The organism is Paenirhodobacter ferrireducens (assembly GCF_004022265.1).
GTDB lineage: Bacteria > Pseudomonadota > Alphaproteobacteria > Rhodobacterales > Rhodobacteraceae > Rhodobacter > Rhodobacter ferrireducens.
The window spans coordinates 1-11624 of sequence record NZ_SAVB01000010.1 but is presented as its reverse complement, the minus strand read 5'-3'; the positions used below and the strand labels follow the sequence as shown (position 1 = coordinate 11624).

The window sequence follows — 11624 nt, the reverse complement described above, 5'->3', positions numbered from 1 at the left end:
CGCCGGGGCGCCTGCCCCGGCGTGGTTACGTCAAGGCTTGACCTTACCCGCCGCCCAGGCGGCCAGCAGGTCCTCGTAAGCGACGGTCTCACCTTGCGGCTTCTCATTGGCGAGCTTGCGCTGCGGCGCGAGATTGCCGTCCTTCTCGGATTTCTCGAACCAGTACTCAGCCGTTTCCTTCTTGTTCAGCTTCGGCCCGCAGATCTTCTGCACATCGGCGCGCTCCAGCCGCTCCATGACCTTGTCCTGCGCGTCGGCGAGGTTGTTCAGCGCCTCCTGCACCGAGGTCTCGCCCGAGATCGCCGTGGCGATATTGGACCACCACAGCTGCGCAAGCTTCGGGTAGTCGGGCACGTTCACGCCAGTGGGCGTCCAGGCCACGCGGGCCGGAGAGCGGTAGAACTCGATCAGCCCTCCAAGTTCCGGCGCCCGCTTGGTGAAGCTTTCATGGCGCACGGTGCTGTCGCGGATGAAGGTCAGCCCGACGTGGGATTTCTTCACATCCACGGTCTTCGAGGTGACGAACTGCGCATAGAGCCAAGCCGCCTTCCGCCGCTCCGCGGGAGTGGATTTCAGGAGCAGCCAGGAGCCCGCATCCTGATAGCCGAGCTTCATCCCCTCGTGCCAATAGGCGCCATGCGGCGAGGGCGCGACGCGCCATTTCGGCGTGCCGTCGGCATTCACCACCGGCATACCGGGCTTCGCGAAGTCAGCGACGAAGGCAGTGTACCAGAAGGCCTGCTGCGCGATGGTGCCGCCCGAGGTGACCGGCGAATATTCGTAGAAGGTCATGCCCTGCGCTTCGGCCGGCGCATAGTCCTTCAGCCAGCGGATCGAGGTGTCGAGCGCATAGACCGCTGCCGGACCGTTGATGTCACCGCCGCGTTCGATCGAGGATCCGGCCGGGTGGCAATCCTGCATCCGGATGCCCCATTCGTCGACCGGCAGCCCATTCGGCAGGCCTTTGTCGCCCGACCCGGCCATGGAGAACCATGCATCGGTATAGCGCCAGCCGAGCGACGGGTCCTTCTTGCCGTAGTCCATGTGGCCGAAGATCGGCTGGCCGTCGATTTCCTTCACATCCTTGCTGAAGAATTCCGCGATGTCCTCATAGGCAGACCAGTTGACCGGCACGCCGAGGTCATAGCCGTATTTTGCCTTGAACTTCTCCTTCAGGTCCGGGCGGCTGAACAGGTCGTAGCGAAACCAGTACAGGTTCGCGAACTGCTGGTCGGGCAGCATGTAGATCTTGCCGTCGGGCGCGGTGGTGAAGGAAATGCCCATGAAATCCGGCAGGTCGAGCGTGGGCGAGGTGACGTCCTTGCCGTCGCCCGCGATGTAATCCGAGAGCGGCACCGTCCAGCCATAGCGGAAATGCGTGCCGATCAGGTCACTGTCGTTGACATAGGCGTCATAGACATTCTGCCCCGATTGCAGCTGCGTCTGCAGCTTCTCGATCACGTCGCCTTCCTGCAGCAGGTCATGCGTGACCTTGATCCCGGTGATTTCCTCGAAGGCCTTGGTCAAGACCTGCGATTCATAGGTGTGGGTCGGGATCGACTCGGACACCACGTTGATCGACATCCCCTTGAACGGGACGGCAGCTTTCTGGAACCACTCCATCTCCGAGATCTGCTGGTCGCGGCTGAGCGACGAGGGCTGGAACTCGCTGTCCACCCATTTCTCGATTGCGGCGCGGTCCTGGGCTTGGGCGGCCTGCCCGACCAGGCCAACACTTGCGCTCAGGAGCGCGATCCAGGCGCGTCTGCGGGGGGCCGGCCTGCCGATGGCCGGTTTGCCCAAGGTTGCGGTAGGTCTCATCTCTTCCTCCCTGTTGCGGGCAGCCCCTCCTCCGGGCATGCCTCTCTCTTGCCCGGTCCGAAGCCTCGGATCGGAATGCGCGAATTTCCTGCAGAAAGCGGGTGCGATCAGCCGAAGCGCAGGATCAGCAGCCCGAGTGCGACCGACAAGCCAAACGGCAGCCAGAAGGTTTCCATATCCGTGGCGTAGACAAAGCCGAGGTGCAGGAAGGCAGCGGCGATCAGCGCCAGAAACAACCGGTCACCGCGCGTCGTCGGCATCGGCAACAGACCCTTGCGTTCGGTGGTGGGCCAGAGAACCTGCGCCACCGTCATCGACGCCAGGAGCAGCACGATCACCGCAAAGAACACCGCAGTGGGCGTTGTCCAAGCCATCCATTCGAGATCCATCTCCGATCCTCCTCAGACCCGGCCCAGGGCAAAGCCCTTGGCGATGTAGTTGCGCACGAACCAGATCACCGCGATCCCGGGCAGGATCGTCAGCACCCCGGCCGCCGCCAGAAGCCCCCAGTCCATCCCCGAGGTGGAGGCGGTTCGCGTCATCGTCACCACAATCGGCCGCGCATCGACGGAGGTCAGCGTCCGCGCCAGAAGCAGCTCGATCCAGGAGAACATGAAGCAGAAGAAGGCCGTGACCCCGATCCCCGAAGCGATCATCGGCATGAAGACCGTCACGAAGAAGCGTGGCAGCGAGAAACCGTCGACCAGCGCGGTCTCGTCGATCTCGCGCGGGATCCCCGACATGAAGCCTTCAAGAATCCAGACCGCGAGCGGCACCACGAAGAGCGTATGCGCGAGCGCCACCGCCCAGGGCGTATCGAACAGCCCGACCGCCGAATAGAGCTGAAAGAACGGCAGCAGGAACACCGCAGGCGGCGCCATCCGATTGGAGAACAGCCAAAAGAACACATGTTTGTCGCCCAAGAACCGGTAACGCGAGAAGGCGTAGGCCGCCGGCAGCGCCACCGCGAGCGAGATCACCGTGTTCAGCGCCACATAGCTGATCTGATGCACATAGCTCATGTACCAGCTCGGATCGGTGAAGATCGTGCGGTAATTGTCAAGCGTGGGCTCCACCGGCAGGAAGTCAGGCCGCGTGAGCACGTTATTCGGCGTCATCAGTGACATCCGCACGATCCAGTAGATCGGCAGGGCCTGGAACAGCAGGAACAGGCCAAGCAGAGTTGCGCTGAAGATCCGGGCGCGGGTCGCGGTGCGCTTCGGGCGGGTCAGTTCCGCGGCCGCGGGAACAAAGGTCTGGATTGCGGTCATGACGGGCCCTCAGCGCGCGTTGTTCAGTTTCATGATCGTGTAAAACACGTAGGAGAAGAGCAGGATCACGAGGAAATACATCAGCGAGAAAGCTGCCGCCGGTCCGAGGTCAAACTGCCCCACCGCCATGTTCACGAGGCGGATCGACAGGAAGGTGGTCGAGCTGCCGGGGCCGCCCCCGGTGACGACAAAAGGTTCAGTATAGATCATGAAGCTGTCCATGAAGCGCAGCAGGACCGCGATGGTCAGCACTCCGCGCAGCTTCGGGAGCTCGATGAACCGGAACACGGCTGCCCGGCTGGCTCCGTCGATACGGGCGGCCTGATAGTAGGGCTCCGGGATCGAACACAGCCCCGCGAAGGCAAGCAGAATGACCAGCGGCGCCCAGTGCCAGGCATCCATGAGCAGGAGCGTCACCCAGGCCGCCAGAGGGCTTGCGGTATAGTTGTAATCGATACCGGTGGCGTTGATCAGGCGCCCGAAAAGCCCGATCTCCGGGCGGGCATAGACCTGCCAGATAGTCCCCACCACGTTGAACGGCACCAGCAGCGGAATCGCCACCAGGATGATTGCGAGCGAGGATTTCCAGCCGCTGCGCGGCAGCAGCAGTGCGACCCCCACCCCGAGCGGGATCTGCATCGCCAGCACCAGCAGCGAAAACAGGATCTGGCGCAAGAACGCAGATTGCACGGTCGGGTCGCGCAGCATCTCGCGGAACCATTCGACGCCGACGAAAGCGCGCTGGCCGGGACCGAAGATGTCCTGCACCGAATAGTTGACCACCGTCATCAGCGGCACGACCGCATTGAAGGCGACCAGCACGAAAACCGGGATCACCAGAAACCAGGCGCGGTTGTCTTCGAGTTTATGCATGGGTGAGGTCTCCCACCAACTGGTCGTCGGCATAGACGAGCGTGGACGAAAGGTTGAACGCCAGCGGGAAGCGCCCCGCAGGCAGCGGGATGTCCTCGGGCAAGCGCATCTTGATCCGGTTCGCGCCAAGGGCGAGATCGACGATCCGGTAGGAGCCGCGCTCCTCAACTTCGATCAGATCGGCCTCGATCCCGGTCGGCGCGGCGGCGGGGCGGATCGCCTGCGGACGCAGCCCAAGGGCGAGCTTCGCCCTTCCCGGCACGGCGAGGCCCCGCGCGGGCAGCCGCCCGCCGTCGAAACGGATCTCGCCTCCCTCTAGGGCACAGGGCAGGAAATTCATCCCCGGAGAGCCGATGAACCGACCGACGAAACTGTGCGAAGGGCGCTCATAGAGGGCCTCGGGCGTGCCGGCCTGCAACAGCTCGCCATGCGACATCACCACCACTTCGTCGGCGAAGGTCAGCGCCTCGTTCTGGTCATGGGTCACATAGACCAGCGTGAGTTTCAGCGTCTCATGCACGAGCTTCAGTTTGCGGCGCAGTTCGAACTTCACCTGCGGGTCGATCACCGTCAGCGGCTCGTCGAACAGAATCGCCGCCACGTCCTCGCGCACCAGTCCGCGCCCGAGACTGATCTTCTGCTTGTCGGCCGCCCCGAGCCCCGCCGCACGTCGCTTCAGCAGCGGGCCGAGATCAAGCATCTCGGCGACCTCCGCCACCCGCCGCGCAATCAGCGGTGCCGGCAGGCGGCGGTTGCGCAGTGGGAAGGCCAGATTTTCCGCCACAGACATCGTGTCATAGAGCACCGGGAACTGGAACACCTGGGCGATGTTGCGCTCCTCCGGGCGCAGATCGGTCACCTCGCGCCCGTCGAACAGAATTCGCCCCGCGGTGGGCCGCACCAGACCGGAGATGATGTTCAGCATGGAGGACTTTCCGCCCCCCGACGGCCCCAGCAGGGCATAGGCGCCGCCATCGAGCCACACATGATCGATCCCCTTCAGAGCCAGGCGCGAGCGGTCCGACAGATCTCCGTCATAGGAATGGCACAGGGCGGAAATGGTGATCTCAGCCATGGACGGGCCCTCCGGTCGCGGCGGGCGCAACCAGCGCACCGTCGGCGGCAAAGACATAGAGATCGCGCGGATCGACATGGCCCGCAAAGGCCGTGCCGGGGTGCAGGGCGTGGACGCCCTCGATCCGGGCAACCCAAGGATGCCCTGCAGCCGTGAAATGCGCGAAGGTGGAGGAGCCGTCGACTTCGGCGAGCAGCATCTCCCCTTCGAGCCGGATCGCTCCGGGGCTTTCGGCGTGCCGGACCCGGTGCGGTTGCAGCCCAATGCGGCATTCGCCCTGAAGGCCGGCCGGGATATGGGCGGGGCGGGGTATCGAGAGCGTGCCGATGCGCAGCCGGTCGGCCTCGATCCGGGCCGGGACCAGATTCATCGGTGGCTCCGAGAAAATCGAGGCCACCAGCGCTGATTGCGGTTTCCGGTAGATTTCCTGCGCCGGCCCCTGCTGGACCACGCGGCCCTCGTGCAACACGATGGTGGTGCCCCCCATCTGCAGCGCCTCCTCGGGTTCGGTGGTCGCATAGACCACGATCTGGCGGCCCTGGCGGAACAGGCCGCGCAGCTCCTCGCGCAAGCCTTCGCGCAGCTTGTAATCCAGGTTCACCAGGGGTTCATCGAACAACATCAACGATGCCTCGCGCGCCAATGCTCGGGCGATGGCGAGGCGCTGCTGCTGCCCGCCGGAAAGCTGCCCCGGCAACCGGTCGAGAAAGGACTCCAGCTGGACCCGGCGCGCCACATCGGTGACCCGGCGCGAGATTTCCTCTGCGGACAGCCCCCTGCGGCGCAACGGGGCGGCGATGTTTTCGCCCACCGAAAAGGAGGGATAGTTCACGAACTGCTGGTACACGAAGGCGACATTGCGGCTCGGCACCGGCACGGCGGCGAGGTCGGCGCCGTTTTCCGTCATCCGGCCCTCGCTCGGACGGTCGAGCCCCGCCAGCACGCGCAGCAGGCTGGTCTTGCCGGCATGGGTCCGGCCGAACAGGACATAGAGCCGTCCCGGCTCCAGCACCAGATCGATCCCGGACAGGTGCATGGCCCCGTCGACGCGGCGCCCGACGTTTTCCAGACGGATGGTCATGCCTGCGCCCCTTCGAAACAGGAGGGCGACGGCTCGGGGCCGGCGGGCATCCAGGCGTCGGAAAGCTGCCGCGACATCCGACGGAAGCGGTCATACTGGCAGTCGATCCGCACCAAGCGTTCGGTGCGGGGCGTATACCTGCGGGCGACACGGGTCATGCGGGCGATCGCGACCGGGATATCGGACGCCGCACCGATGGCCACGGCACCGCAGATCGCGGCGCCTTTTGCGCCGAATTCAGAGCCCTCAGCCACGGTGAGCGGCAAGCCGATCACATCGCAGAACATCTGCGACCAGACATGGCTCTTCGACGGCCCCCCGGCCAAAAGCACCTGTTTCGGACGCGCCGAGGCCCCACCGCCGAGCAGATAGTCGATATCGGTGCGATGGGCGAAAACGATGCCCTCGAACACCGCGCGCAGCACATCGCCGAGGCTCGAGCCGGCGGTCAGGCCGAACAGCGCGCCCGGCACCCCATCCGGCCCGCCGAACAGATAGGGAAGGAAAAGCGCATCGCTCTCCCGTTCGATTCCCTCGGCCACCAGTTCGCTGCAGATATCATAGATCGATCGCCCGGCACGGTGTGCGCGCTCGGCCTCTGCGGCCAACATCGTCCGACACAGCCATTCCAGGTTGGAGGCAGAGGTCGGTGTGGCAATGGTGGCGATGTAATGCCCCGGTGCTCCCGGGTAAGGCGATTGCAGCGTCGGCATCGGGTCGAGGCAGGGGGCCCGGTGCAAGGTCGAATTGATGCTGAAGGTGCCGGCCACCACGCCCAGCTGATCGGTGCCGGTGAACCCGGAGGCCAGCGAGCAGCCGACCACGTCATAGACCCCCCGCGCAACCGGCGTCCCCGCGCGCAGGCCGGTCAGCGCCGCGGCGTCGGGTGTAACCGCCCCCACCAGCTCCCCCGCGGGTCCTATCGGCGGCAACTTGTCCAGCCAGCGCCGCAACCCGGCCTCGCGCAGCGCATCCGCCGCATAGCAGCCGCGCGCCAGATCCAGCACTCCGGCGCAGCCCGCATCCGTCGGATCGGTGGAGATGGTCCCGCTGAGGCGATAGGTGAGGAAATCCTTGCAGCTGAGGACATGGGCTGTGCGCTCGGCGACCTCGGGCTCATGCTCCTGGAACCAGGCGAGCAGAACCGAAGTCTGGCCGGTCCAGACTCCCTGGCTCACCGCGAGCGGCAACTCAGTGGCAAGCCCATTCCGCCTCCAGCGCGCGACCAATCCGGCGGCCCGGCTGTCGGTGGACCCCAGCGCGGGGCGTACGGGCCGCCCGGCATGGTCCAGCAGGAAGATCCCGGCGCCGTAGCCGGAGGCCGTCACCACCGCCACGTCAGCCGGGTCGATCGCCATTCGCGCCAGCAGGTCACGGATCGCGGCAGCCGCATTGCGCCACATCACGTCCGGGTCCCGCTCAGTCCAGCCGGGGTGCGGAAATGTCATCGGATTGGGGCGATGCTCGCATCCGAGCTCATGCCCCTCGGCGTCGAAGGCTGCAACCTTCACCATCGTGCCTCCGGCATCCACGCCGATAAACAGCTTGGCCATTGTATCTCCTCCCTCGCGGTATTCGCCACGCCATCGCCAGGCTGAACGCCCTCCCAAGCGTTGAGCCAACCTGTAATGATAAGTTGATGAAGGCGGAAAGATTTTAGCCTGTCAACCGATAATATTCATGCTGCAACCGCGCAACCTTCGTGCTGCAAGCGCAAATATCAGGGGGAAATGGTAATCATAACTTACATCTTGTAATTATATGTTGCAATGCCTAGCCTGCCCCTTGATCCGGGGGAGGATGATCATGAGGCAACGGGACGAACTGATTGCAGCACTCAGGGCCGGCGACGGCGACGACAGGATCCTGATCGTCGGCGGCGGCATCAACGGGGTCGGGCTGCTGCGCGATCTGGCAGCGCAGGGGGTAGAGGCGATTCTGGTCGAGCGAAACGACTTCGCCGCAGGCACCAGTTCGGCGCCCTCCCGACTGATCCACGGTGGGCTGCGGTATCTCGAAACGGGAGAATTTTCGCTGGTCCGCGAATCTGTCGAGGAGCGCAACCAGCTGCTGCTCAACGCAGCCCACCAAGTGCGCCCGATCCCGGTCTGGATCCCGGTCTTCAGCTGGACCGGCGGGACCCTGGCGGCCGGTCTGCGGTTTCTGAAGCTGAAGCGCGATCCGGGAGCGAAGGGGGCGCTGGTCGTCCGCTTCGGGCTTTGGATCTTCGACCGCTTCGGCGACCACCTGCGGAGCATGCCGCGGCATCGGGCGATTCCATTGGCCGACGCGCGCCGCCGCTTCCCGTTGCTCGCGCCGCGCGTGGCGGCGGTGCTGGAATATTTCGATGCCCGGATCTCCTCGCCGGAGCGCCTGACGATGGAGATTGCGGCCGATGCCGAGGCGGATTGCCCGGGGTGCATGGCGCTGACCCATCTGGCAGTGACCGGCGTCGCGGGCGACCGGGTGATCCTGACGGACCAGATCGGCGGGGCCACGCTGGAGCTGCGCCCGCGGCTGGTGGTGAACTGCACCGGAGCCTGGATTGACGGGGTGGACCATTGCCTCGGCATTCCCGATCGGCTGGTGGGGGGCACACGGGGCTCGCATCTCGTGCTGGACCGCCCAGATCTGGCGGCGCAGCTGGACGACAGCATGATCTATTTCGAGACCTCGGATTTCCGCGCCTGTCTCGTCTACCGGCTCGATGGGGGGAAGGTGATTCTCGGCACCACCGACCTGCGCTGCGACGAGGCCGATAGTGCGTGCTGCACCGACGAAGAGATCGACTACCTGTTTAAGGTGCTCGAGGAAGTCCTGCCCGGCGCCGCTCCCCGTCGCAATGATATCATCTTCACCTTCTGCGGGGTCCGGCCGTTACCGCGCACCGCCTCGGGCGCCACCGGCGCGATCAGCCGGGATCACAGTCTGCGGGTGTTCGAACCCGACGCCAGCCGCCCGTTCCCGGTGCTTACGCTGGTCGGCGGCAAATGGACCACCTATCGCGCCTGCGCGGCCCAGATCGCGGATGTGGTTCTGGCGCGGCTCGGGCTGGCCCGGCGCAACACAACACTGCAGATGCAGATCGGCGGTGGCCGGGATCTACCGCGCGACGCGGACGGCCGCGCACGGGTGCTGCGCGACATTTCCCGACGGTCCGGGCTGCCAGCGGCGGAGGCGGAACGGCTCTTTATGCGCTATGGGATGACCGCGCTCGAGATCGCCGATGCCCTCGCCGGGGCGCCGCGCCCGATTGCAGCCCTGCCCGGCTATTGGGAGCAGGAGATCGCCTGGCTGTGCCGCAATGAGCGCGTGGAGCGCCTCGACGATCTGGTCCTGCGCCGTACGCTTTTGGCATTTGAGGGGCTTGCGACGGAGCCTGGAATTGCCGCATTAGGAAGTATCGCGGCACAGACGCTCGGCTGGTCCGGAGCGCGGCTCTCAGAAGAGCTGGGCCATCTGGCGGAGCTGCTCGAGACCCGACACCGTACGCGCATCTGCCTGAAGGAACTGCCCCGCCATGACCTCCAAGCCACCGCTTCGGGATGACCCCCCTCCGGACGCCCCGGCGCGGGAGGCAGGCACTGCGCTCGACCGCAATGGTCCCCCGCTCTGGGTGCAGCTGCGCGATGGCCTGCTGGCGCGCATTGCGGATGGCGGCATGCCCCCGCACAGCCGTCTGCCGTCGGAAGCCGAACTCTGCGCCGAATTCGGGGTGTCGCGGACCGTGGTACGCGAGGCGTTGAACCAGCTGGTGGTAGACGGCCGGGTCTACAAGGTGCAGGGCAAGGGGTCTTTCGTCGCCGACACGCGTGAAGCGCAGGATTTTGTCGGCAGCAATATCTCCTTCAGCCGGGATTTCCTCGGGCGCGACGATGCAATCTTGCGGATCGTTCTGTCCCAGCGACTGCGGGGCCCGACGGACCACGAGGCCGAGATGCTGAAGCTCGGTCCGCGCGAGAAGGTGGTGGAATTCAACCGACTGCTGATGGTCGACGGGGTGCCGCGGCTGATCGTCTATACCCAGTTGCGGGCGACGGATGTGCCGGGTTTCACCGAGTTGCACATGCACGACAAATCGCTCTATGCCACGCTGAGCCAGCGCTACGGCCTAACCATCCGGGAGGCCGAGCGCTGGATCGAAGCGGTGTCCGCACGCGACGACATTGCCGCGATGTTGCGAGTGCCCGAGGGCACGCCGATCCTGCGGATCGAATCCGTCTCCACTGGCGCGAATTCGGTGCCGGTCGAGCATTACATAGCCTATTACCGCTCCGACAAGGCGCAGCTGCATTTCAAGATCAGCTGAACCTGTGCGCTGCGGGACAGGCGGCGGGCTTGCCGAACGAGGGCGCGGGTGATCTGCGGCAAACTGTTCCCTTTTCAGCAGATTAAAATCCGGACTGGCTTTGACGTAACCCCCCATTCTGCTCCGAATTTATGAAGAATCCGCCGGTTGATTTCCTGGACTACGCGGCTGCTTTGCCCGGCGATTACAGATCGATCTGATGCTAGGGTCCGGCGGAAGGAGGTGACCGGACCTGAAGCGATCGAAGTTCACGGAGGAGCGGATCATCGCGCTCCTGCGCGAGCAGGGTCGACCTGTATGTCGACGGGGCGAAGACGGCCGGGGGCTGCCGTCGGCACGGGATCAGCACCTCGACTTTTTACGCCTGGAAGGCGAAGTTTGGGGGCATGGAGCCGTCCGAGACGAAGCGTCTGAAGGCGCTCGAGGAGTGAGCCCGTGAACGCCACCGGTTCGAGAGAACGGGCGAACAACGCCAAGTTGAAGCGCCTGTTGGCAGAGGCAATGCCCGACAACACGGCGCTGAAGGATCTGCTGTCAAAAGTGAGGGCGTTCCGCCATCGGTTTGAGGAATGCCCGAACGGTGACGCCCGCCGCCAGGCGAGAGGCCATCGCCCATCTCGAACAGGGCCACGAGATGAGTGAGGTTGGAGCGTAAAGCAAACAGTCCGGGGGACAGTTTGTAGCGCACAACGGCGTGTTCCCTGATCGGGGTGGATCGGTCTTCGGGGCGATGCCGACACCGGTGCCCGGATGACCGCGAACTGCGCGAGGTGCTACGCGGGGCCGCCGAGACGCACCGGCGGTTCGGCTATCGCCGCCTGAATGTGATCCTGCGGTGTGACGGCCATGTGCTGAACCGCAAGCGCCCCCCCGCGGCTCTGCCGGGAGGAGGGGTTTCGGTGCGCCGACGCCGGAAGCGGGCCATGGGAAGGCGAGCGCCATTGGTGACCGAAGCCATGGCGAACGCCCGCTGGCCGATTGACTTCGTGCAGGACCAATTTGCCGATGGCCGCCGATTTCGCATCCTGAACGTGATCGACGACGTCACCAAGGAAAGCCGTCGGCCGTGGTCGACACCTCGATTTCAGGCCAACGCCATCCTCGCCGGCATCCCAGCCGAGGAGGTGAAAGAGCAGATGCTGGACCTGAGCGCGCGGCGCAAGGAACTGGATCGCCTTCTGGCAACGGCGCCCG

General features: G+C 65.1%; 10 protein-coding genes and 1 pseudogene. 4 read left to right on the top strand and 7 right to left on the bottom strand.

Annotated features, from left to right (window positions below; genetic code table 11):
* Window positions 1-30 precede the first annotated feature (30 nt).
* From EOW65_RS09230 to EOW65_RS09200, 7 genes are all read right to left on the bottom strand, one after another.
* Window positions 31-1821 carry an ABC transporter substrate-binding protein gene (locus tag EOW65_RS09230; protein ID WP_128148761.1) on the bottom strand — a complete coding sequence of 597 codons (1791 nt, stop codon included), beginning with the start codon at window positions 1819-1821 and terminating at the stop codon, window positions 31-33.
* A 107-nt stretch (window positions 1822-1928) separates the two neighbouring features.
* Entirely contained in the window at window positions 1929-2210 is a 282-nt protein-coding gene (locus tag EOW65_RS09225; protein ID WP_128148758.1) for a DUF2160 domain-containing protein, read from the bottom strand.
* A 12-nt stretch (window positions 2211-2222) separates the two neighbouring features.
* Window positions 2223-3092 (bottom strand): carbohydrate ABC transporter permease, encoded by an 870-nt coding sequence (locus EOW65_RS09220; RefSeq protein WP_128148756.1) that lies wholly within the window; start codon window positions 3090-3092, stop codon window positions 2223-2225.
* 9 nt (window positions 3093-3101) lie between these two features.
* Window positions 3102-3965: a carbohydrate ABC transporter permease gene (locus tag EOW65_RS09215; RefSeq protein ID WP_128148754.1), complete on the bottom strand. Its 864-nt coding sequence runs from the start codon at window positions 3963-3965 to the stop codon at window positions 3102-3104.
* On the bottom strand, window positions 3958-5040 hold the full coding sequence (locus EOW65_RS09210) for an ABC transporter ATP-binding protein (protein ID WP_128148753.1): 1083 nt from the start codon (window positions 5038-5040) through the stop codon (window positions 3958-3960). The genes EOW65_RS09215 and EOW65_RS09210 overlap by 8 nt, the downstream gene beginning before the upstream one ends.
* Entirely contained in the window at window positions 5033-6121 is a 1089-nt protein-coding gene (locus tag EOW65_RS09205) for an ABC transporter ATP-binding protein (protein WP_128148751.1), read from the bottom strand. The genes EOW65_RS09210 and EOW65_RS09205 overlap by 8 nt, the downstream gene beginning before the upstream one ends.
* Window positions 6118-7674 (bottom strand): FGGY-family carbohydrate kinase, encoded by a 1557-nt coding sequence (locus EOW65_RS09200; protein ID WP_128148749.1) that lies wholly within the window; start codon window positions 7672-7674, stop codon window positions 6118-6120. The genes EOW65_RS09205 and EOW65_RS09200 overlap by 4 nt, the downstream gene beginning before the upstream one ends.
* Before the next feature lie 253 nt (window positions 7675-7927).
* On the opposite strand from EOW65_RS09200, the gene EOW65_RS09195 reads away from it, so the two are divergent.
* The 4 genes and pseudogenes from EOW65_RS09195 to EOW65_RS09180 form a co-directional block, all read left to right on the top strand.
* Entirely contained in the window at window positions 7928-9670 is a 1743-nt protein-coding gene (locus EOW65_RS09195) for a glycerol-3-phosphate dehydrogenase/oxidase (protein ID WP_128148747.1), read from the top strand.
* Window positions 9642-10430 (top strand): GntR family transcriptional regulator, encoded by a 789-nt coding sequence (locus EOW65_RS09190; protein WP_128148745.1) that lies wholly within the window; start codon window positions 9642-9644, stop codon window positions 10428-10430. The genes EOW65_RS09195 and EOW65_RS09190 overlap by 29 nt, the downstream gene beginning before the upstream one ends.
* 232 nt (window positions 10431-10662) lie before the next feature.
* Window positions 10663-11073: pseudogene (locus EOW65_RS20480) on the top strand (transposase); the annotation flags it as partial.
* A 301-nt stretch (window positions 11074-11374) separates the two neighbouring features.
* A partial coding sequence (locus tag EOW65_RS09180) for a hypothetical protein (protein ID WP_206364045.1) occupies window positions 11375-11624 on the top strand: 250 nt, incomplete at its 3' end.

What these genes read in the sequence shown, in the direction of transcription:
- EOW65_RS09220 (WP_128148756.1), bottom strand. Translation starts at nt 3,092, where the DNA reads ATGACCGCAATCCAGACCTTTGTTCCCGCGGCCGCGGAACTGACCCGC.
- EOW65_RS09195 (WP_128148747.1), top strand. Translation starts at nt 7,928, where the DNA reads ATGAGGCAACGGGACGAACTGATTGCAGCACTCAGGGCCGGCGACGGC.
- EOW65_RS09230 (WP_128148761.1), bottom strand. Translation starts at nt 1,821, where the DNA reads ATGAGACCTACCGCAACCTTGGGCAAACCGGCCATCGGCAGGCCGGCC.
- EOW65_RS09205 (WP_128148751.1), bottom strand. Translation starts at nt 6,121, where the DNA reads ATGACCATCCGTCTGGAAAACGTCGGGCGCCGCGTCGACGGGGCCATG.
- EOW65_RS09215 (WP_128148754.1), bottom strand. Translation starts at nt 3,965, where the DNA reads ATGCATAAACTCGAAGACAACCGCGCCTGGTTTCTGGTGATCCCGGTT.
- EOW65_RS09190 (WP_128148745.1), top strand. Translation starts at nt 9,642, where the DNA reads ATGACCTCCAAGCCACCGCTTCGGGATGACCCCCCTCCGGACGCCCCG.
- EOW65_RS09200 (WP_128148749.1), bottom strand. Translation starts at nt 7,674, where the DNA reads ATGGCCAAGCTGTTTATCGGCGTGGATGCCGGAGGCACGATGGTGAAG.
- EOW65_RS09210 (WP_128148753.1), bottom strand. Translation starts at nt 5,040, where the DNA reads ATGGCTGAGATCACCATTTCCGCCCTGTGCCATTCCTATGACGGAGAT.
- EOW65_RS09225 (WP_128148758.1), bottom strand. Translation starts at nt 2,210, where the DNA reads ATGGATCTCGAATGGATGGCTTGGACAACGCCCACTGCGGTGTTCTTT.